Here is a 20,435-nt window from a genome sequence, read left to right as displayed (position 1 = left end):
AGTATCGTCATTTATTTGCCACATCCGTTTACAAGTTCGTCAATACTAACCGGAAACTGTTCTTTAGTTAATTCAAGGACGGCTTTCGCATACGATTGGATTTCGAGTTGTGCATCGTGCGCTAATCGTTGGTTAAGGAAATGAACAACTGACTGTAAACTTGCCGTCCAGTAGTAGCGTACGTACATTCCGTAAGCTGGCAAGAATAAACGAGCTTGTTCAGCACATATTCCATGTTTTATAGCCTCTTCATACTCCGCTATGGATCGATCTATATGCATAACTAAACGTTCAGTAGCCTTATTTCCTAATTCCGTCGAAATCGACTCTCCACTCCCTTGTTTGGAATTTTCCGGAGCTGTCCGCCACTCATCTCCTACTGGAATATAAAACGTAGGCTCTTCTGTTACATATCGTCTACTAGATTCATTCCAAGCATCCATTGTATGATCACTACCAACGATATATTTCCAATGTTGACGTGCTACCATTAACGGAGCGTAAATTTCGAACTGCAACGTAGCATGGCGAAACGGTGACGTATGTTCTTCTCTTGCTAGGAATTTGATTAAACGGATATCTTTATCGGTTAATTCCGTTGATTCCTTGTCGTAGCTGACACGCGCACTATTCACGACAGATAAATCACAACCCATTGAGTCTGCTAATCTAACATATCCTTTATCTAGCACGTTAATAAACATTTCCATCACTTAATCACTCCTAACAAATTCGGATTATCTTTAATTACTTGATATAACACCTTACCAACGCGATTAATCATATCTTCCATCGCTACCGTAGTTGCGATAACCCATTCGTCCATTGTTTTTTCGATATTACGTTCGTGAATGATTCGTTGGTCAAATTCGTATTGAATAGCGAACATATCGTTTAATTTCCCGTAGTTTGTCATTGTGCGTCCTCCCTTTTCGTTTTCAATAACGAAGTGATAAAGTATACAATCGCTACGGAAGTAAAGAATCCGAAACCTAACGCCATTCCACCTAAAAATTCGAGTAATAAATATGTGAACATCAAACGTCCTCCCTTTGCTTACGTAAGAATTCTTCGACTAATCTAATACGTTGTTCAAATCTTTTTCTCGCGAACTTAATAGGAAATGGTCCGACTCCTTTTTGTGTCAGTGACGGTGAAAATACGATTCCTAGTCGGTGAAGTACGTATTTCATTTCGTTTCCCTCTTTGTAAACATTCGTACTGTAAACGAACACCATATACCTAGGAAAATACCAAACGTAATTGTTTCCCAGCTTTTAAATCCGTGCTCAATTTGCAAATGACTAACGAGCATTACAAGTATCATTGCGGAAATAGCTGCTTTAACTAAACCTTTCATTCCGATTCCTCCTTCACAATAATCCCTTTATCAATTAAATACGCTAAAGCAATACCTACAGCGTCGCTTTCATCACTCGTCTTAAACTCTCCCCACTCAACGTACTTCCTCACGCCAGCCTCGACCTCTTCCTTTTCCGCTCGTCCCTTACCTAGTAGTTTCTTTTTAACGGAAGCCTGTCCGATACTATCGTCGACTTTCAATCCGAAATCATTTAACGCACGATCAACCGCATTCCAGGCGCTAAACACCGTATAGTTCGTATGTGGTATTTTACTAGCGAAACCCTCTCGGACTATCAAGTCGTAGGGCGCGTACTTGCGTATGAACAAATGCGCCCATGACTCGATTGTTTTTGTACGTAAAGCAATTGGTTCGGTCGATTTCGTTTTAACGTGTGATACGTCGATTAGTTTAGGTTTACCGTTAATTACATCGATTACTGCAATTCCTGGACAACCGAGTGATGTGTCGATAGAAAGGACACGAAAGGCTTTCTTACGTCTAGTCATTCAATACTGCCAACCTTCGGATTATATAAATGAGGAACAATATACGGCTCTTTGCCATCGTCACTATCCTGCACTAACATCGACATTTCTTTAATACGATGATGTTTAGGTATTTCTTTACCCAGGGCTTCATACCCATTTAATTTCTCAGAAATTTCGATAGTTTCTGATGTGTAATATTTTCCACTTCGTTTAAAGTAAGTAACGTTTACTGTTTTCATTCCATTCCCTCCCGTACTTTATCGATAAACTCCAACGCTCCAATATACGGAGCTTTCTTCGTATCTGATAAACTCGAACGTTTCACTCGACTGACTTTCGTCTTAATCTCCTCGTACTCTTCGTCACTTAACGACTGAGCACACGCTGTCTTAAAGTTATTAAACATCCAATGCTCAATATCTAATTTCGGAGGCTGCTTCGTCTTAACGGCCGCTACGATACTAGCAAACTTGTCCAGGACTTCGTTTCGCATCTCGTCCGTTATCGCAACACCAAACGCTCTGAAATCTGGATACTTTGCATAATCCTCTTCGTTCATATTCCACGCTTTCTTCGATGCGTTCATGTAAAGTACGATGTAATAATCTAAGTCGTACATTAACGAGTAACATGTAACTTGTTTGACGTGGTCGGCGCCAGGTTCGCGCAGTGAATATTCAGAAGTTCTGCTATACGACGTCTGTTTCGATTTAATTTCGAGCCCAACACGTGTAATCACGCCATTTCCATCGGTGTATTCTAAAATGCCATCACATGTACCGATTAATGAAAAACGTTGATTATTATGTTCGACTACCTTACGAGTTTTAACGAAATCCTCAAACGCTGGATAACCGTCTTTCGTACGTTCGATTCTGAAACGTGGTTTTTCACCGGTAAACTTTTCGTAATGGCGTTCCGCTAGTAAAATATCACGCTGTACTGCATCTCCGATGTTAGTTCCAATGAATTGCCAACGTCTTTGCCACGGCCTCACTTCGGCTTGATCTCGTGGACTTCGTAACGCCTTTTCGTAAAGCTCCCTCGGACAGCTATTCGCCGAGGAAGGTGAGAAATACGGTAAACTTCGATAATCTAAGTACGTTCCTTTGCTCAATACTTTCGCATAGCTTTCGTGGAGCCAAACGTCTAAAGGCGTGTCGTAAGGCTCCGAATAAGAATGCCACGTTTCGAGGAACTGACGAAATTCCTCTGCGATTTCATAAGCGAATGTTTCTTGTGTATTTTGACGTAGTAATTGCGCTGCGTTAGTTTTCGTTACGATAAGTCAACGCCTCCCATTAGTCTTCTTCTATTTTCATTCGTTGTGTTCGTTTGTTTTAATAAATGCAACACGTTTGCGCTTATCTTTCCTTAACAACAATCAATTCCAAAAACGTTCTGCTGCTTTCTTACCTAAATAAGCGAATAAACTCTTAACAATAACAACTAACAACCATACAATTGAACTAATCGTAAACACTGTCATATAACTAACATCCAAATTAAATACATAGCTAATAATCCACGCTAGTCCTAGCCAAATAGCTGACCATGTTCCAAATGATAGAATCAGAATTCCTAATATGGCTAACGTAAATACTGCTCCTAGTCCTTTAAACATTCCCTCACTCCTATTAGTCTTGATTTATTAAAACGATTGCTGGTCCTGCTACGCGTATGCCTCCGACTTCTATCTTTTCATAAGGCTCGACTTGGACGGTGATTACGCCTTGTCTTCGCTCTAATTCTTCGCTTAGTTCTTTCGTTGTTACTTCGGATAGGTTAATCATTCGATTCCTCCTCTTGCTCTTTCTCTTTGCATCTTTTGCATACGAAAAAATATTTCTCGGATTCATATAACCCTACGCACTTGCAATAACATCTATTACATGTCAACATTCTCCACCAGCCTCCTCACACAATGTAAAGTGCTCGAAAAATTCGTCTTCATCATCAAACCACTCTAGACATTTCGGACAGCTATACATTAACTTTCCTCCTTAGGTTTACAATTTTCGAAATCCCAATCTTCTGCTGAATACTCACTCATCCACTCCGGTTCGATTACTGTGTCGCATTCTAACGGAGTTTCTAAAATGACCGTATTCGTCATAATGTCGTCATACAACGCAATAGCTTCAGGCGTTAATTGATCGTTTGGAATCGAATGTTTCATTTCATCATGTAACGTTAGGTTGAATTCCCAACCTTTCGCAAGAGTACATTCGTAATAACTACGAATCATACAAAACTGCAATACATTAGCGCCCGAACCTTGAATCGTATGGTTAAATCCCTGACGTTCTGCTTTTCCTGTCGCTTTGATTAGCTCCCAAAACTCCGAACGTTCTTCCCACTTTAACTTTCGTGATTTCTCACCTAGCTTCGGATCATTTTTATCTGAAATGCGTGCTTTACGCATGAGTTGATTTAGGCGTTTCCATTGCTCTTTATATTTCGGGAATCTACGTTTCTGTCCCCATAATGTAGCGACCCATCCGTGTTGTCTTAGGTGTTCAAACGTCGCTTCTACCATCTTTTTAAATCCTGGTAATACTTCATCGAATTTCTTATACGCTGTTGATGCGTGTTCTTCTGTAATTCCGTATACTTGGACGGACTTATAAAACTGCTCGAAAGCCTGTCCGTAACCTTCCGCTAAGAATAGTTGCTTCATTAATTTACGGAATGGAGGCACAGCCTTATCGGTCCCTTTTACTTGTTTGTAATACGCTTCTAAACAATGAGCTTTCGGCACATCGAACAGCAATGACGCGAATTCCACGTAAGGGTCAAGTCCTTTGCGGAACATAATAGCGAATATTTCATCGCCGAATTCGGTTGCCATACGATGCGCCTGCAATCTCGGTTCAATCGAAGATAAATCCGAAGCACCAAATGTGTGTCCTTCACGCGGTTTAAACGTCTTACGTACTCGCAATCCTTCCTCCGAACGTGAAGGGATGTTCTGTAAATTTGTTCCTTTTTCTACTTGTTCATTGCAATCTACTAAACGTTGAATAATGTCTAAGAAATTACTATCGGTAACTGCTCCTGTGTAAACATCGTTGGGTTTTCCTTTGTAACCACTCGAACCATAGCGTCCAGTTGATACCGTCCTAAGTTGCGTATGAATCCGTCCATCCACGTCTAATGCTTTCGGCATCTTCTCTACGTAAGTACCAAGTAGCTTACTGTACTTCGAAAAGTCTGCTAGTGGTTTTAGCGACTCTTCTTCCTTGAAGTAACGTTCTAATACGTCCGTCGAAACCGCTCGTACTTTCTTCTTGTCCTTTACGATTTCTTTCGTACGGTCTTTAATACCTAAGTGATCGTATATTAAATACGCTAAATGGTCGCTACTTGATAAGTTAAATTCATTTATATAATCCGGTGCGTTCTGCGGAATCGCCTCGGGAAGGGCCTCGGTTTGATACTTATGAATACGAGTCTTTAATTGTTGATATTTCTTAGTCGTTGAATTGGCCGTTTTAACTTCCGTCAGGCACTTCGCTAACATATCTTGTTGCTTTTCGATACGTTTCTTTTGCGCCTCAATCCATTTGTTAATCTGCTCGCCTTTAATAGTCAGCGACATCTTATAAAGAAATGCATCGTCAATCTGATATGTTTCAAATAACTTACGTTGTGCCTCACCGTGAGCTTCTCCGTACTCGACCTCCAATTTCGATAGTTCCTCTAAGTCTAATTCGAAGCCAGTACGAACAATCTCTACGTTTATCTCTGGTAGATATTGACGGATTTCAAAATATGCTTTTGCTAAATCGTCCGTCGCTACTAAATTATCGATTTGCCATTTCGTCAACAACCAACCTTTGTGAACGTCTTTGATAGCGTATATACCAACAGTTTCAGCGTCGTAAGGCAAAGGTGATCCATTTCCGAATAAATCTTCGAAAGTGAAATCGTCCATCTCTAACGCATAGCTGCCAATCGCTTTTTTATACTTTGTAAATAACGGTTTTAAACCGTATGTTTCTTCGTGATCATATAAGATGAGTTGTGCGTCCATTGAGTCGAATCGTACGCCCGCCGGTTTAAACCCATCGTTACGTAATAAGTTCAAATCGTACTCTGCGTTATGAAACGATTTGATGTGGGCTGCGTCTTCTAAAAACGGCTTTACTACTTCTAATGCTAATGAACGTTTGCATTGTTGCTTTTCGCTTACGTGTCCGTAAGCTACGTAATAACCTTCGTTTAATAACGGAAGCCAAAACGAATAGCCACCCGTTAAATCAATCATTTTATCTAAACCGGAAGTCTCCGTATCCCACACCGTCAATGACAGCGCCGAAGGGATTGTAATACCTCGTTCGCTTAACTTACGTCTGATTAACGTATTGTCGAATAGTTTGAATGCCTGTTGAAACCATTCGTTAGTACGTTGCAATTCTGTTTCTTTATATAAACGCGAAATCATTTCGCCCAGTTTCGTTTCATCAGTAATAACGTGATAATTACTTGGTTTATTAGCAAGCGTTTGTTGGATACGCTGCTTTCGCAACGCATCCTCACGCTCCTCTTGTACTCGTTGTCCCATTTCTTTAATTTCTTTTTTCGTTAAACGCTTTTCCGATAACCTGCCTATCGCACCGGAAAAGAACGCTTCATGCGCTAGTTTAAATAATGCTGCTTCTTTCTCGTCCCATTTACTCGTCTGCCAAACTCGTTGGAACGCTTCCTCAATCGTTTCGGTCGCCTTTGCTTTTCGCTCGACCGCTTTTGCTACTCGTGCCTTCGTCTCCTCTACGGCTTCAGCACCCGGCATCTTTAAGTTCAACGTTAATTTCGGCGTCATAACTTACCGCCCCGTTTCCTTGCAATTTAATCGGTAATAAAATGTCACTGCCACTTCGTGATTGTCTTCCGCCCACTCTTCGTAGCATTTCCTATCGCAAAATGAATTGCCCTCGCGATCGTCGTATACGAATTCTTTACGGTTGAGTACTGCGTTGCAATTTTCGCAAACTCTACTCAAATTTCTCAGCGCTTTCTGTTATAGGCGCTTGATCAAATAGAGATTCCGAAGGTGCAATCAGTAACAAGTTAGTTACTTTTTCCGTACAAATTCCGCTACCTCTTTCTCCAAAGTCAACATAATAACGCTGGTCACTTGGTGTAGATGAATCTTCATTAAGTCCTAAAACTTTACCTAGCATTAACTCACGGTATGTTAGATGTACGATATCGCCTTTCTTAATCTCGCCAACCTCACGACCGATAGCCGCCCACTTAAGTCGCTCCGCTTCTTTCTCCTCACGCTCTGCCTTCGCTTTCTTCTCTTCCTCAGCTTCACGGGCGATGTGTTCCGTTTCTTCTTTCGTTAGTGGTTCGAGGTCTTTACGGTGTACCCACTCTGCGTCAGGCGTGTCGCCATTTAAATATCGAGTCTCAAACGTGTTATCGTCAGAGTCAAACTCGTGTAATTTAAGAACGGTACCAACTTCAAACTCATGTGGGTCACACGCTTCAGTAGTTGCCTCGTTACTAATAATCCTCGCATAATCATTTACTTTCAATATCGCTTGTTTAGCTTCGAGGACTTCTTCGTCGGTTGCTTTTACTAGTTCTCGTTCTAAATCTGCGTAATGCCAGAACCCATCTTTCAGGCGAGTTGCTCGGAAATGTTGTGAATCTTCACCGTCAATCTCAACGATGTCCCCAATTTCGAATCTATCTACTTTTACAACTTTCGCGAAATCGCCGACTTTCAACGGTTCGACTTTCGGCTCAGTTACCACTTTTACTTCATCTTCTGTAGCACGCACTGCCTCTGATTCGTACAACCATTCATAACGACCGCTAGATAATTGCTCACCTTTGTACGGAAGAATTGAACAGTCCGTTTCAATAATTTTAACGATTTCTCCTTTTTCAAATAAATCGCAAGTATCAACGATAACCTTCGCATAATCACCGACCTGTAATCGTTCTGACGCCTTCTCGCCTTCGTCCTTTACTTCAAGCGCTTCTACCGGCATTTCCACCGTCGCTGCCTGTTCCTCCTGCCCTTGCTGCTCATTTTGCAACGCCTGCATACTACGAGTAATCTTTTCTAAGTCAGACGGTGTACCTTCGAGTTTAGTTCCGTCAGGTAATTCGATTTTCACTACGCCTTCTGCGTCGGTTAGTTTGTCGTTGGTGATTGCGTGGGATTTGCGGAATACTGAATGATGTCCTTTAAAGAATAGATTTACATCATTCGCATCATCGTTAAACTCGATATCACCATCACAATCAATGCCTGTAATTAAATACAACGCACCTTCCGTTACATCTAATTCGTCGTCTGACGCCTTAACTAAATCATTTACCTGCGCGTCACCCATAATAACTTCGTAAACAAACCCGTTATATTCCACCGTATTTTCATTAACTACCTTCACGTTTACTTTAGCCATATTATTCGTCCTCCCCGTTTTCTTCATTATTAGTTGTAGCTGTTAACTCAATCCATCGTTGACTTGCGCTAGTTTCTGTAGCCCAATACTCACGTTGTCCTGCACATTCGAACATGAATACTCGGTCACCTTCGACGCCTGCGATATAGTCGCAATCATCTTTCGTATAAGCTTCACCGTTACCTTTTTTCGCTTGTACCACTAACGCGTCGTCACGATCATGTCTTACTCGAATCGTTTTTACCTGTATCGTGTACCACTGCTTATTAATCGGATCACGCGCTACTAAGTCGTAAACCTCCGGGATGAACGAATTCGCTACTTCCCAACCGAGGTTTAAGAGCGCGAGGGCTACTCGGAGTTCCGAGCAACCGCCCTTAATTGTTGTTTCGTGTGCCATGTGCGCTCCTCCTTAGAACGGTAAGTCGTCATCTGAGATATCAATTGGTGTTCCCTCGTTGCTTGCTGCATCACTTTTTGAAGACGTTAGTAACTTCGATTTATCAATCGACTCATCTTCCGCATCTTGTAACAATGTAATAACGTCACTTTCCTCACGGAAGTTTGCTAAGTCTTCGTAACCAAATTCCGTACCGATAAACGTTTTAGCCTTTTCGACTTGCTCGTCCGTAGCTTCACCTGACTCTAACGAATAAGATTTATCGACCTGCTTAATGTGCACCGCTTCACCTACTAATGAGTACTGCGGATTAAACTTACGGCCCATCTTTTCAGCTTTATCGTAGTCAGCAATGATGTTGTTAATATGGAACTCAGCCGTATCGATTACGCGATAAGTACCGTACTCCAAATCGTAAACAGGAATCATTGCGTACATCTTACGTTTCGCTCCGACCTTACATGACGGACATTCCGTTTTACCTGGTTTGAAGTATTGCGTAATGTCTGCGTTTGTTTCACGTGGAGAGTGTAAGCATGAGTGCTTTCGGAATCGGTGAATCGTACGTTTACCGTCGAATGTTTTATCTTCGTGTACGAAGTAGAAATACCAATTATCCGGGTCAGCTAGTAAGATGAAAGTTCTACCATCTGCGTTTACTTCGCCGTGTTTCCCCATTCGGACGTATCTCGTTACACCTTCAGGGAAATCGTTATTACCTCCGTTTTGATTTGCTTCACGTTGTTCCTCACGCTTTTTTAACGTTTCTCTAATACCCATCGAAACAACTCCTTCGTTAATTATTCGAGCTTGGGTGGTTCCCACGCCCGTATTACGCAACTGGCTTCAATTACGTAATACCGACGCGGGGGATACATCGGTAGAAATCAAGAAATTTAGGACGTATATGCCAAACGCCCATATGACGCCACTACCCGTTGTTCATATTCGGGGGAAATACGCAGGTAATGACGTTATATCGACGTGCATTATATTATCTTTTAATATCAGAATAAAACGTAATATGACAGATAGTGTCGACCGAATTTACAAAGAATTGGTTTGTACGTACCACGGTAATACTGTATAATAACAGTGAGGTGCACTGTATTACACTTCCGCTTAATTAAGGTAAGGTAACTTGCTTTAACGTTAAGCAAAAGTATTGCAATTGGTCGACCTGCCAAGTCGGTTAATTTTATGTACAAAGGGAAGCGTTTAGCCCCCTTCATACACATAACTACTTAAAACTTCGATATATACGCGATGCCTATGCGTATATATAAATTACGCAAGAAGATAATCTCGATAATTACCGAATTGTCTTTCATCGAAACGCTTTGCCAAGCGCTCGATCTTGCGAATTACCGTAGAATGATGAAGGCCTAACTTCTTTCCGATTGCCGTCGGTGTAGTTGGTCCATCATTCGTAATAAACGATTCAACGATTGCCGTCGTTGTCTCGTCACTGACCTTAGCCGGGTCTGTAAGGAAGTCGATTAGCTCACGCTGGTCGGCTTCCTTCTTTTTTATAACGTGTTCTTCTAAATCGAATTCGTCAGCGATAGTTTCGAACATTGCCGTGTTCTCTTCCTCATCGCTATTAGGTCCGTCATATAATTCGTACTTTCTTCTCGTACGTAACTTTCGCAATAATGAATTGTACTCATTTTTTAATGATACTGCGAATAGTTTTACGAAATCGCCGCCAGCGTTATTCCGTAAGCTTTTCAATACCTTCTGTATTACATCGTGGAACAATCCGGTTATGTCATGTTCGTTCGCCATGTATGTACTCGTGCTCCAATACCGAAGCTTGTCACGATATACCTCCGATAAACTAGTGTACAAACCCGTAAATATGAAATCGTCACCTGTTCGAAGATAATTATTTACCATTTCGTTAATATTCAATTTTTGTTCGTCTTTCACTTCTTATTCCCCCTTACATTAACTATGACGCACAAGCGGCCAAGCCCGCGCACATTTTTTATAATTTTTTTCGATAAAAGTTTTTTGTTTATTACCAATGTTCAAAGTATAGCATATTACAATGGAATATTTATCAAAGTACACTAAGTACTGGAATTTACACTTTGTATACTTTCGTAAACATTTATACGAATAAAAAAGAGCGATCAAGAAGACCGCCCTTAGTAATCTTATTTAGTTAGTAATTAACCACCTGGTCTAGTCTCTTGCGCTTTATATTGTTGATTATCTCCTTGCGCATCTACAAAACCACTAAGCGCAAATACTCCCAGAGCTAGTGTTAAAACTGCGGAAACTCCTAATAAAACTTTTTTCAAAATGAATCTCTCCTTTATTGTTGTTAGATTTAAAATTCGTTAACATCTCAGTCATACCGGAACGATCGCCTCTGTCGTATATTTCTTTAGCCACTAGACTAGAGAAAAAGAAGTTCGAATTTGAAAAGAACCTTTGGAAGCATTCGTACAACGCAAGGATAGATTCTTGATTGCAAGCTTGATATATTAAAAGAAAATCTCTTTCTCCCCTTTCTTCTATGTAATCTTCAATCATTTTTCCGTTTTTCTTATTGTTCTGATACATCACAAGTCTCGCATCTGAATCTATTCCTAGTGGTATGTCTAGGTAAATTTTAACATAATCTAGGTTATCTCTCGTTTGGATAATCAAATTTTTCACTTCGACAGACTTAGCGATTTCATGACTCTTCTGAAGGTACTCTAAGCATTTCTCCTTATCTTCAGTTAAGTACGTCATCCCTACATAATATGACGCATCAGAAACAGTTTTCGCGCAGATATTAGCGTTAATTATTAAAAAAGAATAATGCCTCGATAATTCTAGCTCATTCCTATGTAGATAAACAGGTGCTAAAACTTCTGCTAACCTATGAAGATAGCATTCTTTGATAAATAACTTACGACTATCACTTAAATTTTTTATCATTTCTTCTACTTCCAAAGCCAAATCCAACATAAGATGAATCTTTTTTTGTGCAAAATAACCATAACACTTAAGTATCTTAACTAAGATCATCAGGGCGTTATCTTCAGTATATTCAATCTTTTTTAAATTTCCGATTATTTCATGACCTTCCATGTCGTAATTCATGTATTTATAAATTACATTGTAAACGTTTATGTAATCACCAATAATTCCAACTTCTTTTTTATGCTTCTTTATAAGCTTTTTTAACAAGGATACATTCCTAGTAATTGCTGCATACTCCAAGCTTTGTTGAATTGATTCCGCCGAATCTAATTGTAGACACCATTTCTCCATCTTCTCGCGTTGGTTGTCTGGAAACAGGTAATAGGAGAGTCTCAAAAGCTTTCTAAACCCTATGGTCCCATCCTTTTTAAATTTAGACATACATTGTTTGGATGCTTCTATTTTTTCTCCAACCGCTGAAAATGTTATATCATCTCTATCATTAATAATATCGCATATCTCTCTATGAAACCCCTGCACTTGAAAACCCTCCTATGCTGTATAAGAAAATTTTGGTATAATGTAAGTATAATTCCAATGTTTACTTTTGTAAACACACAATAGGTTGAGAAACTTTTTTAAGGACGTGTTAAAATGATTGACTACTCTCCGTTGCATGAGACGCTAAAAGAAAAAGAAATGGTAATTAGTGATCTCCGCGGTACAATTCTAAATGCGAGGACCATTGCGAATATTAACAAAGGGATGTCTGTAAATTTAAGTACAATAGAAGAAATCTGTCTACATCTAGACGTACCTATAGAAAAAGTAGTTAAAATTGTAAGCATTTAAAAATAATAGTTTCAAAGCCTCCGATTTAAGAAAGGAGGTGATTACATCGTTTAAAGTCGGAAGGTGCCGTATTCCCGAACTATGTAAGAAAAACGGCATTACACAAGCTGATCTCGCTAGGAAAGTCGGTATTGTACCGCAATCCATAACGGATTATGTCAGCTTACGTAATTTGCCGAATGTGGAACGAGCGCGTAACATTGCGTCCGTACTACATTGTGACATCGAAGAATTGTACGAATGGGAAACGGAATAACATCTATTTACCGGGAAGGTTTCGTATCTTCCCTCCGACCGTCACTACGTGAATTCACGTATATTAATTTTAATCGAACTGGATCCGCATTATCAACTACAGATACCAACGAAGTTGCGCCTTCTTTTACCAACGCTTCATTTGCATCTTTATACCCTTGTACATAACCGTTTGTCAACCGTATTTTACCGTTTAAATATTTCTCAAGTTCTTTTCTAAGTTTCTCGCCCGCCGGGTCGTTATCCGCCACGATAACTAATTCCTCTATTGGCGACTTTAATAACTGATCTGCCTTACGTTGGTTGAACGATGAGCCTCCGTTTGCCAATCCGAAAACCCCCGCTGTCATGAAAGACATCGCGTCTATTTCCGCCTCGCAATATACTGCACGTTTTATGTTCCGTCTATAAGCAAGATGTAAACCGTATATTAAATCTCCGATTGGCTTTCCGTCCTTTTCGTACCAGAACGCTTTGCCACGCGTTTTCCGATACTTTATATTCGCCAATCTTCCGTTTGTATCAAACCACGGAATTACAACCGCCTGCCTATTACGGTCGTAACCAATCTTCATTTGTCGTTGTACTTCCTCGCTTATACCACGACCCTCTAAATACGGATGTCTGAACGCATACTCTTGCAACCGACCAAAATCGAGGGCCTTACTTCCCCCCTCAACACGAAGTTTCGGTGGCTTAAGTGTTAAATTATCGTAACTATATTCCACACCATACATCTCGAGTAAATAATCTTCCGTTTCTTCATACGTCTCATTTCGCAAGTAAGATAATAACCTGGTAAAGTTGCCGCTTTCCCATTCGTTATCAAATGCGCCGGAATCTTTCCACGTGCCAGCGTAATCTCCTTCTAAGTTGACGAAGAAGCTCGGCGTGTGCTCGTATCGAAACGGGCTTGCTGCTATCAGTTTATCAGATGACCATCGTTCATTGCTCCATGAAAACTGACGAAGTTCATATTCGATGTCTGCATTGACGGACTGACTGCGTATTTGAATACTTGACAAGGTGAGCCACCTACCATTCTTTTAATTTAAAATACACTCGTAAATTGCTTTGCTGCCTGCTCGCCTGTTTCCATTTCTTTAATAACGCCAATCTGCGGCATGTAAATAATTTCGGCTGATTCACCTTCGCCACCGTCACGGCCTTTATTAATACCGATCATACCTCGACATTGCTTTGCGTCAGTGTCTACTGCTATCAATAACGCCGCGTCTTCGAGTAACGCTTTCGTTTTCTTTACCTCGCTACGTTTCGGTAAACGTAATTCCCTTTGTCCATCCTCGTCCTCATTATTATCTACTTCATCCGCTTGTGTAATAGCGAATATTACTACACCTGCCTTACCTGCCAATCGACGGAGTGCTTTCGAAGTTGCCGCTGCGTCCCCACCTGCCGTCTTACTCGTATTTGTCTCATAATCGAGATAGTAGAACGGGTCAACTATAACGACATCAGCGTTCGTCTCCATAATATCTACTTCCAATTGACGTAAGTCTCTACGATGGAAATCGTCATCATCTACGCCTCGTACGATAATGTTACCAGGTAAAATATCGTTAATATTAGCTAAGAACGTTTTAAAACCCTCTTCGAATTCCTCCGATAGCTTACCGTGACGTATTTCCTTTGAGTCAAAGCCCGCTTCGAGGTTCACGCCATCTAACTCAGCAACTGTCGCACCAATACGTGCTGAAATCGAAGTATACAATCGGACCATTCCCTCGAACCATCCCATCTCCATTAACCAGATGAGTACGTTCGCACCTTGAAACGCCATCTCTACACCTTCTTCGATAGTCGTTGCGGATTTACCACGCCCTGACTTCCCGTAGATTGTGTAAACGTTTGAAGAAACGTACCCACCAATCGCTTTATTAATGAATGGGAATCGTGAGTTCCAAATACGATACGACTCGCCTTTTTTCCTGCGGTCATATTCTTCGAGAAACTTGTTTGCATCGGCTTTTAAGCTTGTTCCGACCTTATCTCGAACGTTTGTTCTAATTATAACTCCGTCTACTTTTTCTCGCAACCATTCTAGGAAACTATTTCCGTCTTTTTCCTCAAATTGGGTAGGCGCTTCGTTTTGTAAGAGTTCCATCACTTCGATCTTAGCGCTATAAGACTTGATTTGTTTCGTTAAATACTCGAAGCTATCCTCGACTTGTGGGACGTAAGTGAAGCCGTCGACTTCCGCCACTAACGTACGGAAGTCCGGCGTTTTTCCTCGATTAGTTTCTACGTAATCTTTGATAAATCGGTACGCTTTCTTTTCCGAAGCTGTAACAAAGTCACGTTCTGTTACATAGTTAAGCTGAACGGGGTTAGCGGTATCTACCACTTTCGATAAGAGCATTTCTCCGTAGTTCATTAACTACACCTCCATTTTGTTTTTTTGAGCGATTTTTATTCGGTTGTCAAAGAGCTTTGTACTTAATAGTTTACGAAAATAAATAATACTTGTAATGGTCTAATTTAAACTATTACATTAGTCAATTTGTAGAACCTCGAACCGCCCGCATTCTCTCCGCCATCTCTCGCTTCTGATCCTCGCTATATGTTCGTAATCGTTTCATACTGACGTTCTTCTCTTGCAACGTACATTTCATCGCTAGTAAGTTGCCGTCATTATCACTTTCGATAACTGTAACGTTTTCCTTACCGACTATTTCTACTAATTTACGGATGTGTTTCGGGACGCAAGAGTATGCGCTCCATTCCTTCGTTTCGTTGTCGAAAGTCAATACCGTTTCTTGTTCCTTCGTTGAGTATAAGCTCATCTTTTTTCCTCACTTTCTATTCAAAGGATTATTTTATTAAATTTCGTACACCCAATCATGAACATAGTAATGAGATAGCTCTTGTTTATCCATTTCTACATTTCCATCTGGATCAAGTAATCGATGCATTGAAATTTCACCTTCATCTTCTCGAAGGCAACCATATCTTAGTGCTTCTTCCTTACTATCGGCTTCGTATTGATATTCGCAATGATATCTGTAATATTCTAAAATCCAATATCTTTCGTTTTCTTCCATCTTTAGTTCCTCCCCTGAATAAAACTCAATATTCCGTCAATACTATAGACACATGGTTATCTTTCCTCTGTTTTTCTTGGGTGAGCAGTTAGCTTTTGCTAGCTGCTTTTTTATTGCTTGTCCACTTCAACCCATTCACCGTCATATAACATCCAACCGCCATGATCATACAATTCATCGTGAAGTTTCCTTTTGCTTAACTTCTCACTTTCGATACGTTCTATAATTTTTCTAAGCGATTCCTGTGCATTTATATAATCACTTTCTAACTTCATTATTTTCTTTTCGCTCTCTTCTACATATCGTATATGAGCTTTAATTCTTTGTTCACTCCATTTAGTTTCTTGAATCGGCATAGCCCAATGAACTGCACCCGTATCTTTCGTTAACTGCTGCGCCTCTTCACGCGCCTTAAAATAATCATCATGAGTTTCCATTACTTCTCCACCTAAATAAACACCGTATTTCATATCAATTCCCCTTTTCTACAAAATGAAATTTTTATTATAAAACCTTGATCATACTTCCATATCTTCTAAGGAAAGTTAATACCGTTTGCATCTCTTCAGCTGTACGACTTACTAAACAATCAACCGCTGCCCCTTCAGGTATCCCGTAAACTTCAACCAATTCTTTAACTGCTGCAATATCCTCTTCACAATAAGCATCTTCAGGTAAGTATGTTTTTTCTTTCATCATTCATCCGCTCCTCTTTCTAGTAACAGTTTCATTTCTTTTATATAGTGATCAAGATTCTCTAAATTCGAAAATTGTTTAAGCAAGTTACCAAAGTAAGGCTCGTCTTTTCCGTATTTGCAATTCCATAATTTCCGCGATTTATCAAATCGAATGATTAAATTTATATTGGATTCTAATACACTGCATTTATGATACTTAGCTTCTTCATTGAATCCTTTTGTTTTCATATATTCCTGTTTCATTTCTAATAAAGCTTGAATAACTATATCGATGTTATAGAGATCAATTTCTTTCTTCATATTCACACCCTTTCTATTCAAATAGCGTTTTTATTAAAATTCTTCCGTTACTTCTTTCCAATCATCATGATTTTCAAAATCTTCTCTTCCACATTCACTTAATTCTTCATTTACACGCCCGCCATAGTATCCATTGTGTGAGTTACGTACTTCAATAGTACAAACTCCTTTATTGGTTTTAATTTTCCAAAATGCTTGTTCAAGAACTTCGTCATATTCATCTTCTTCAGAAATATCTTCCCATTCTCCCCAACGATCACCATCAACTTCAATGACTGTTGCACCTACAAGAGCTTCTAAATCATCCATGTGCTCAAACCATACTTCATTACAGCAATCATTTTCCGTATTCCATTCAACTACTCCATTATCGGTAATAAACCTGAGTGACCAGTTATCTTCGCCAATAAATACTTTCTCAATCGTTTTCCCAACCAGTAATACTAGTTCTCCCGATTCACCTAATAACTTTTGAATTCCGTTCATAAAACCTGCCATTCTTTCATTCACCCTTTCTCTCAAATTAACGATTTTGTTTTAATTTTTTATTTCCGCTTCATCATCGTTAATCAATAAACCGTTGCATTTTGCTTCTTCTTTAAACTCTTCCCACGAGCACGATCCATCAAATCTTTCACCGTAATCGAATCGTAAAATCACTACGTCATCTATTTCAAATCTCATCTGCCCACCTCAGTAACGACAATAGAATATTTTGTTATCTACTGTTTCACCAATAAATGAAGTTGGGTATGCAAAACACTCTTCTTCAATGTTTTTGAGTTTGATGTGCATAATCATCGACTGTCGTCCTTTCTATTCAAATAACGCTTTTGTTTAGTTTTTAATTAATTGATTGCATTTATCTTTTAACCACAAATAATCTTGTTTTAAATCTTCCCATGTCAACTCTCCTTCTTCCCAACGTTCGTTAATTTCTTTAAGTTTTTCTAAATCACTCATATTTTCCACAATTACGTTTTTCTCTTTTTTATTTACACAATCATCACATAGTCCTTTAGTCAAAATCATTTCGTACACTCCGCAATTGTCACATTTGAATCTACCCATCTTTAATTCTCTCCCTCTTTGTTTTATGGATTGCGATACGAGTTTGTAAATTCCACTCATTTTATTTTTTCAACCCCTCGCTTTTATACAAAATTCAAATTTGGTCTTACTTACACAATTTATTCTTTCGTTTCCTCTAATACTACGTTATAGATTCCGCCGGTAACTCCGACAATAAACATTGTTGCGAGCACTTCTACCGTACTGATTCCGCAAAAATAACTAAGCCAGAATGCTAACGGTAGATAGAGAAATGCACCGATAATAAGTCTCTTCATTTTCATATTCTCCCTCTTGAATAACCGTTTTTGTTTTGCGCATACTACCTTTGAGTCGATCTCCCTTCGACTTCATTCTTTCAAAACGGGGGGGGGTTCTTCTCCGTGTCGTGCAGGGACGTAGCAGGTAGCCTATCTGGTTACTCGCCGTTTTTACGTATAAACTTAAAAATTCTTGTCCATACTGCCTAAAGAAGACGCCTTAAGCCATTTGTGGCGACCTCCAGCACATGATTTCGGTATGGCCGTTCTACTAAAAGGAGCGGCCATTTTTTTATTTCCGCATCCCCCTTTTCGAACTACCTTCGAACGGCAACACCACGCATAAATCTCGCACTCTATCGTACAACCTACGATCAAACACGTTTTCCAATTCGTCGATAGGAATGTTCGAAGTGTATACCGTAGGTAATCCGTTTGTTACTCGATGGTTTATTACCGCATGTAAATCACCTCGAAACGCCTCGGTTGCACTTCGTACTCCAATATCGTCCAGTACTGCGAAAGGTGCCGTCTTTGCATTACCCATGCGACGATAGTATTCTTTTGCTGATTTCTCCGCGGTTTCACGCGGTATGTTTGACCGATTAAATTCGTTGAATAACGTCTGCCACTCGTTCACATCTAAGAAATACCCAGGTACCTGCAACGATTGCCTATTTCGCTGCAAACTACCGATGTAATGTCGTATTAACCATTCGTTTAAAATTACGGCCGCTGTTGTCGTTTTCCCTGTGCCAGTTTCCTCCGAGTAGAGATACATCGATTTAATTTTGTCCTTTGCGTCCGTTGACCCATCCGTAGAATCGAACTGCCGTTTAAAGGTTCCTATATATGCGTCTATTGACTTGTAAACCTTTAGCTGTGACTCTCGAACAGGCGAGTTTTTCGCTGTAATAAACTTGTACTCATCCGGTAAACTAGTTGCAAATGAACGCCCACTTTTCCCATTTGAACCGTGCACCGCAATATAAGACGGACAGTAGTTATTACATGAATCCCTTTTGTAGAGCGAACAGTAGTCAGCGAGAATGCATTTCATGACATTACCTCGCTTTCCATCTCTAAATCATCTAACTTACGTGGGTTTTCATGACACCAGTACACATAATCTCGGTACTCTTGAATTGTCTTATCATTAACGGCTGCCAACCATTTGATAAGAAAATTAAATTTCTCGTACGATAGTTCAAAACGTTGCCTATTCATTTTGAAAAATTCGAATATATTCTGCTCACCTTTAGATTCATTTAAATCATGACGTAGTGGAATCATATTACCTAGAGTAGTCCCAGCATGTCCTGTCACTAAAGGAATAACGTGATCCCAATGGATATTCTCTGATCCCGTTAAAGCGCATCCTCCGCTAAAGTACGCCAATACTTCTCGCATTTGTATATGCGTAAAATCATCCACTAACGCTTTTTTACGAGCTCGTCGACGGTGTTGGATTGCTTTATGTCTTTCGGGATTTTCTTTTCTCCATGTTCTAACCCGTTCATTCTCTTTTTCTCTATTTTCCTTACGGTAATTACGTAAATACTCTAGTCTAATTTTCTGATTATCTCTTACCCATCTACGGTTATTTTCTAATATCCGCTCTTTGTTTTCCCCATATCTCTTACGAAAATATGCTGTACGCAATTCTTTGTTTTCTTCTTGGTATTTATGCGATCTCTCTGCTTCACATATAGTACATTCAGCTCTTCTTCCTCCAAGACCGCCTTTCTTTTTACTAAAACTATTTTCGAGTTCTTTCCACACTCCACATTTTGAACACTTCTTTCCACTTACGGACCTGCCATCGACAATACGCTCTTCAAACTCAACTCTCTCTCTAGTTTTTCTGTACCCTTGTGTCTGCGCCACGCCTGCCTTACTCATTTACTAGTACCTCCTTACGACTGTTACTGTCAATACGTTCTTTCTCAAATTTCACCTTGTAATGCTCAATCACCGCTTCTGCATCTTCGCCGGCTAATATTGCACCACATCGTCGAATATCTAATCCGACTCCATGCGGACAATTTTTATAGCAATGTTCTTCAATCGCTCCGATATACGGTAAGTCCTTGTTTGGACAATCGTAACAATACGTATCTAGTAATCTCGAAGTTTCTTGGCGCGCTTTTTGACGCTGCTCTTTCGTATAAATTGACGAGCTCTTCGATACTTGTTCTAAAAAATGTACTTCTGATCGGACTTGTCCACTTCGCTCTTTCCCACATTTCGGGCATCCATGCCCTCTTCGTAGGTGTGAAAATAGTATCGTAAATACTTCGCCTGGATGATGCGGGCATTTATATCGCATTTTC

At 39.9% G+C, this 20,435-nt stretch carries 31 protein-coding genes and 1 pseudogene; 2 read left to right on the top strand and 30 right to left on the bottom strand.

Annotated elements, in window-relative coordinates; translation table 11 throughout:
* Positions 1–11: 11 nt before the first annotated feature.
* The 16 genes from thyX to GFJ36_RS12660 form a co-directional block, all read right to left on the bottom strand.
* Entirely contained in the window at positions 12–710 is a 699-nt protein-coding gene (gene thyX, locus GFJ36_RS12725) for an FAD-dependent thymidylate synthase (protein WP_157349621.1), read from the bottom strand.
* Positions 710–916, bottom strand: a complete 207-nt coding sequence (locus GFJ36_RS12720) for a hypothetical protein (protein ID WP_157349620.1) — start codon at positions 914–916, stop codon at positions 710–712. The genes thyX and GFJ36_RS12720 overlap by 1 nt, the downstream gene beginning before the upstream one ends.
* Positions 913–1,038, bottom strand: coding sequence for a hypothetical protein (locus GFJ36_RS29980; protein ID WP_275940649.1), 126 nt, complete (start codon positions 1,036–1,038; stop codon positions 913–915). Before GFJ36_RS29980 ends, GFJ36_RS12720 begins: the two co-directional genes overlap by 4 nt.
* Positions 1,038–1,193, bottom strand: a complete 156-nt coding sequence (locus GFJ36_RS29125; RefSeq protein ID WP_194956668.1) for a hypothetical protein — start codon at positions 1,191–1,193, stop codon at positions 1,038–1,040. The genes GFJ36_RS29980 and GFJ36_RS29125 overlap by 1 nt, the downstream gene beginning before the upstream one ends.
* Complete coding sequence (locus tag GFJ36_RS12715) at positions 1,190–1,360, bottom strand: hypothetical protein (protein WP_157349619.1); 171 nt, start codon at positions 1,358–1,360, stop codon at positions 1,190–1,192. The genes GFJ36_RS29125 and GFJ36_RS12715 overlap by 4 nt, the downstream gene beginning before the upstream one ends.
* On the bottom strand, positions 1,357–1,872 hold the full coding sequence (locus GFJ36_RS12710) for a crossover junction endodeoxyribonuclease RuvC (protein WP_157349618.1): 516 nt from the start codon (positions 1,870–1,872) through the stop codon (positions 1,357–1,359). The genes GFJ36_RS12715 and GFJ36_RS12710 overlap by 4 nt, the downstream gene beginning before the upstream one ends.
* Positions 1,869–2,093 (bottom strand): hypothetical protein, encoded by a 225-nt coding sequence (locus tag GFJ36_RS12705; protein ID WP_157349617.1) that lies wholly within the window; start codon positions 2,091–2,093, stop codon positions 1,869–1,871. Before GFJ36_RS12705 ends, GFJ36_RS12710 begins: the two co-directional genes overlap by 4 nt.
* Positions 2,090–3,139 (bottom strand): hypothetical protein, encoded by a 1,050-nt coding sequence (locus GFJ36_RS12700; RefSeq protein WP_157349640.1) that lies wholly within the window; start codon positions 3,137–3,139, stop codon positions 2,090–2,092. Before GFJ36_RS12700 ends, GFJ36_RS12705 begins: the two co-directional genes overlap by 4 nt.
* A gap of 99 nt (positions 3,140–3,238) precedes the next feature.
* Positions 3,239–3,478, bottom strand: a complete 240-nt coding sequence (locus tag GFJ36_RS12695) for a hypothetical protein (protein WP_157349616.1) — start codon at positions 3,476–3,478, stop codon at positions 3,239–3,241.
* A gap of 13 nt (positions 3,479–3,491) precedes the next feature.
* Positions 3,492–3,647 carry a BC1881 family protein gene (locus tag GFJ36_RS12690; protein ID WP_157349615.1) on the bottom strand — a complete coding sequence of 52 codons (156 nt, stop codon included), beginning with the start codon at positions 3,645–3,647 and terminating at the stop codon, positions 3,492–3,494.
* A gap of 197 nt (positions 3,648–3,844) precedes the next feature.
* A complete protein-coding gene (locus tag GFJ36_RS12685; protein WP_157349614.1) occupies positions 3,845–6,679 on the bottom strand; it encodes a DNA polymerase in 2,835 nt (944 codons plus the stop codon).
* Positions 6,680–6,851: 172 nt separating this feature from the next.
* Entirely contained in the window at positions 6,852–8,210 is a 1,359-nt protein-coding gene (locus tag GFJ36_RS12680) for a hypothetical protein (RefSeq protein WP_157349613.1), read from the bottom strand.
* Between the two features lie 73 nt (positions 8,211–8,283).
* Entirely contained in the window at positions 8,284–8,682 is a 399-nt protein-coding gene (locus GFJ36_RS12675) for a hypothetical protein (protein WP_157349612.1), read from the bottom strand.
* A gap of 12 nt (positions 8,683–8,694) precedes the next feature.
* On the bottom strand, positions 8,695–9,462 hold the full coding sequence (locus tag GFJ36_RS12670; RefSeq protein ID WP_157349611.1) for a single-stranded DNA-binding protein: 768 nt from the start codon (positions 9,460–9,462) through the stop codon (positions 8,695–8,697).
* A gap of 507 nt (positions 9,463–9,969) precedes the next feature.
* Positions 9,970–10,614: a sigma-70 RNA polymerase sigma factor region 4 domain-containing protein gene (locus tag GFJ36_RS12665; protein ID WP_157349610.1), complete on the bottom strand. Its 645-nt coding sequence runs from the start codon at positions 10,612–10,614 to the stop codon at positions 9,970–9,972.
* Positions 10,615–10,926: 312 nt separating this feature from the next.
* Positions 10,927–12,144, bottom strand: a complete 1,218-nt coding sequence (locus tag GFJ36_RS12660; protein WP_157349609.1) for an AimR family lysis-lysogeny pheromone receptor — start codon at positions 12,142–12,144, stop codon at positions 10,927–10,929.
* 114 nt (positions 12,145–12,258) lie between these two features.
* On the opposite strand from GFJ36_RS12660, the gene GFJ36_RS12655 reads away from it, so the two are divergent.
* Complete coding sequence (locus GFJ36_RS12655; RefSeq protein ID WP_098815849.1) at positions 12,259–12,456, top strand: helix-turn-helix domain-containing protein; 198 nt, start codon at positions 12,259–12,261, stop codon at positions 12,454–12,456.
* Positions 12,457–12,493: 37 nt separating this feature from the next.
* A complete protein-coding gene (locus GFJ36_RS12650; RefSeq protein ID WP_157349608.1) occupies positions 12,494–12,712 on the top strand; it encodes a helix-turn-helix transcriptional regulator in 219 nt (72 codons plus the stop codon).
* A 7-nt stretch (positions 12,713–12,719) separates the two neighbouring features.
* Here GFJ36_RS12650 and GFJ36_RS12645 read toward each other — a convergent pair whose 3' ends face one another.
* From GFJ36_RS12645 to GFJ36_RS12585, 14 genes and pseudogenes are all read right to left on the bottom strand, one after another.
* Positions 12,720–13,736 carry a toprim domain-containing protein gene (locus tag GFJ36_RS12645; protein ID WP_157349607.1) on the bottom strand — a complete coding sequence of 339 codons (1,017 nt, stop codon included), beginning with the start codon at positions 13,734–13,736 and terminating at the stop codon, positions 12,720–12,722.
* Positions 13,737–13,762: 26 nt separating this feature from the next.
* Positions 13,763–15,106 carry a DnaB-like helicase C-terminal domain-containing protein gene (locus tag GFJ36_RS12640; RefSeq protein ID WP_157349606.1) on the bottom strand — a complete coding sequence of 448 codons (1,344 nt, stop codon included), beginning with the start codon at positions 15,104–15,106 and terminating at the stop codon, positions 13,763–13,765.
* A 121-nt stretch (positions 15,107–15,227) separates the two neighbouring features.
* Positions 15,228–15,515: a hypothetical protein gene (locus tag GFJ36_RS12635; RefSeq protein ID WP_157349605.1), complete on the bottom strand. Its 288-nt coding sequence runs from the start codon at positions 15,513–15,515 to the stop codon at positions 15,228–15,230.
* Positions 15,516–15,551: 36 nt separating this feature from the next.
* Positions 15,552–15,773 carry a hypothetical protein gene (locus tag GFJ36_RS12630; RefSeq protein WP_157349604.1) on the bottom strand — a complete coding sequence of 74 codons (222 nt, stop codon included), beginning with the start codon at positions 15,771–15,773 and terminating at the stop codon, positions 15,552–15,554.
* Positions 15,774–15,883: 110 nt separating this feature from the next.
* Positions 15,884–16,243, bottom strand: a complete 360-nt coding sequence (locus GFJ36_RS12625) for a hypothetical protein (RefSeq protein WP_157349603.1) — start codon at positions 16,241–16,243, stop codon at positions 15,884–15,886.
* A gap of 34 nt (positions 16,244–16,277) precedes the next feature.
* Positions 16,278–16,469, bottom strand: a complete 192-nt coding sequence (locus GFJ36_RS12620; RefSeq protein ID WP_206752525.1) for a hypothetical protein — start codon at positions 16,467–16,469, stop codon at positions 16,278–16,280.
* Positions 16,469–16,771 (bottom strand): hypothetical protein, encoded by a 303-nt coding sequence (locus GFJ36_RS12615; RefSeq protein WP_157349601.1) that lies wholly within the window; start codon positions 16,769–16,771, stop codon positions 16,469–16,471. The genes GFJ36_RS12620 and GFJ36_RS12615 overlap by 1 nt, the downstream gene beginning before the upstream one ends.
* A gap of 33 nt (positions 16,772–16,804) precedes the next feature.
* Positions 16,805–17,269, bottom strand: coding sequence for a DUF7448 domain-containing protein (locus tag GFJ36_RS12610; protein WP_157349600.1), 465 nt, complete (start codon positions 17,267–17,269; stop codon positions 16,805–16,807).
* 39 nt (positions 17,270–17,308) lie between these two features.
* Positions 17,309–17,455 carry a hypothetical protein gene (locus GFJ36_RS12605; protein WP_157349599.1) on the bottom strand — a complete coding sequence of 49 codons (147 nt, stop codon included), beginning with the start codon at positions 17,453–17,455 and terminating at the stop codon, positions 17,309–17,311.
* A gap of 153 nt (positions 17,456–17,608) precedes the next feature.
* Entirely contained in the window at positions 17,609–17,842 is a 234-nt protein-coding gene (locus tag GFJ36_RS12600) for a hypothetical protein (RefSeq protein ID WP_157349598.1), read from the bottom strand.
* A 119-nt stretch (positions 17,843–17,961) separates the two neighbouring features.
* Positions 17,962–18,120 (bottom strand): hypothetical protein, encoded by a 159-nt coding sequence (locus GFJ36_RS29120; RefSeq protein ID WP_194956667.1) that lies wholly within the window; start codon positions 18,118–18,120, stop codon positions 17,962–17,964.
* A gap of 274 nt (positions 18,121–18,394) precedes the next feature.
* Positions 18,395–19,162, bottom strand: a complete 768-nt coding sequence (locus GFJ36_RS12595) for a P-loop NTPase family protein (RefSeq protein WP_157349597.1) — start codon at positions 19,160–19,162, stop codon at positions 18,395–18,397.
* Positions 19,159–20,004 (bottom strand): hypothetical protein, encoded by an 846-nt coding sequence (locus GFJ36_RS12590; RefSeq protein WP_157349596.1) that lies wholly within the window; start codon positions 20,002–20,004, stop codon positions 19,159–19,161. Before GFJ36_RS12590 ends, GFJ36_RS12595 begins: the two co-directional genes overlap by 4 nt.
* Positions 19,997–20,435 (bottom strand): annotated as a pseudogene (locus tag GFJ36_RS12585) (DUF723 domain-containing protein); the annotation flags it as partial. The pseudogene GFJ36_RS12585 and the gene GFJ36_RS12590, both read right to left, overlap by 8 nt.

Source organism: Bacillus sp. EE-W1, assembly GCF_009760835.1.
In the GTDB taxonomy this organism is placed as follows: Bacteria; Bacillota; Bacilli; order Bacillales; family Bacillaceae_G; genus Bacillus_A; species Bacillus_A wiedmannii.
Note: the sequence above shows the minus strand (reverse complement) of the source record. Positions and strands in the feature narration are given on the sequence as shown.

Excerpts from the sequence above, each read along its gene's own strand:
- GFJ36_RS12680 (WP_157349613.1), bottom strand. The coding sequence starts at position 8,210 with ATGGGTGACGCGCAGGTAAATGATTTAGTTAAGGCGTCAGACGACGAA.
- GFJ36_RS12705 (WP_157349617.1), bottom strand. The coding sequence starts at position 2,093 with ATGAAAACAGTAAACGTTACTTACTTTAAACGAAGTGGAAAATATTAC.
- GFJ36_RS12690 (WP_157349615.1), bottom strand. The coding sequence starts at position 3,647 with ATGATTAACCTATCCGAAGTAACAACGAAAGAACTAAGCGAAGAATTA.
- GFJ36_RS12640 (WP_157349606.1), bottom strand. The coding sequence starts at position 15,106 with ATGAACTACGGAGAAATGCTCTTATCGAAAGTGGTAGATACCGCTAAC.
- thyX (WP_157349621.1), bottom strand. The coding sequence starts at position 710 with ATGGAAATGTTTATTAACGTGCTAGATAAAGGATATGTTAGATTAGCA.
- GFJ36_RS12595 (WP_157349597.1), bottom strand. The coding sequence starts at position 19,162 with ATGAAATGCATTCTCGCTGACTACTGTTCGCTCTACAAAAGGGATTCA.
- GFJ36_RS12715 (WP_157349619.1), bottom strand. The coding sequence starts at position 1,360 with ATGAAAGGTTTAGTTAAAGCAGCTATTTCCGCAATGATACTTGTAATG.
- GFJ36_RS12625 (WP_157349603.1), bottom strand. The coding sequence starts at position 16,243 with ATGAAATACGGTGTTTATTTAGGTGGAGAAGTAATGGAAACTCATGAT.
- GFJ36_RS12655 (WP_098815849.1), top strand. The coding sequence starts at position 12,259 with ATGATTGACTACTCTCCGTTGCATGAGACGCTAAAAGAAAAAGAAATG.
- GFJ36_RS29125 (WP_194956668.1), bottom strand. The coding sequence starts at position 1,193 with ATGAAATACGTACTTCACCGACTAGGAATCGTATTTTCACCGTCACTG.
- GFJ36_RS12590 (WP_157349596.1), bottom strand. The coding sequence starts at position 20,004 with ATGAGTAAGGCAGGCGTGGCGCAGACACAAGGGTACAGAAAAACTAGA.
- GFJ36_RS12620 (WP_206752525.1), bottom strand. The coding sequence starts at position 16,469 with ATGAAAGAAAAAACATACTTACCTGAAGATGCTTATTGTGAAGAGGAT.
- GFJ36_RS29120 (WP_194956667.1), bottom strand. The coding sequence starts at position 18,120 with ATGAAGAGACTTATTATCGGTGCATTTCTCTATCTACCGTTAGCATTC.
- GFJ36_RS12615 (WP_157349601.1), bottom strand. The coding sequence starts at position 16,771 with ATGAAGAAAGAAATTGATCTCTATAACATCGATATAGTTATTCAAGCT.
- GFJ36_RS29980 (WP_275940649.1), bottom strand. The coding sequence starts at position 1,038 with ATGTTCACATATTTATTACTCGAATTTTTAGGTGGAATGGCGTTAGGT.
- GFJ36_RS12695 (WP_157349616.1), bottom strand. The coding sequence starts at position 3,478 with ATGTTTAAAGGACTAGGAGCAGTATTTACGTTAGCCATATTAGGAATT.
- GFJ36_RS12600 (WP_157349598.1), bottom strand. The coding sequence starts at position 17,842 with ATGGGTAGATTCAAATGTGACAATTGCGGAGTGTACGAAATGATTTTG.
- GFJ36_RS12670 (WP_157349611.1), bottom strand. The coding sequence starts at position 9,462 with ATGGGTATTAGAGAAACGTTAAAAAAGCGTGAGGAACAACGTGAAGCA.
- GFJ36_RS12630 (WP_157349604.1), bottom strand. The coding sequence starts at position 15,773 with ATGGAAGAAAACGAAAGATATTGGATTTTAGAATATTACAGATATCAT.
- GFJ36_RS12710 (WP_157349618.1), bottom strand. The coding sequence starts at position 1,872 with ATGACTAGACGTAAGAAAGCCTTTCGTGTCCTTTCTATCGACACATCA.
- GFJ36_RS12610 (WP_157349600.1), bottom strand. The coding sequence starts at position 17,269 with ATGGCAGGTTTTATGAACGGAATTCAAAAGTTATTAGGTGAATCGGGA.
- GFJ36_RS12675 (WP_157349612.1), bottom strand. The coding sequence starts at position 8,682 with ATGGCACACGAAACAACAATTAAGGGCGGTTGCTCGGAACTCCGAGTA.
- GFJ36_RS12605 (WP_157349599.1), bottom strand. The coding sequence starts at position 17,455 with ATGAGATTTGAAATAGATGACGTAGTGATTTTACGATTCGATTACGGT.
- GFJ36_RS12720 (WP_157349620.1), bottom strand. The coding sequence starts at position 916 with ATGACAAACTACGGGAAATTAAACGATATGTTCGCTATTCAATACGAA.
- GFJ36_RS12635 (WP_157349605.1), bottom strand. The coding sequence starts at position 15,515 with ATGAGCTTATACTCAACGAAGGAACAAGAAACGGTATTGACTTTCGAC.
- GFJ36_RS12685 (WP_157349614.1), bottom strand. The coding sequence starts at position 6,679 with ATGACGCCGAAATTAACGTTGAACTTAAAGATGCCGGGTGCTGAAGCC.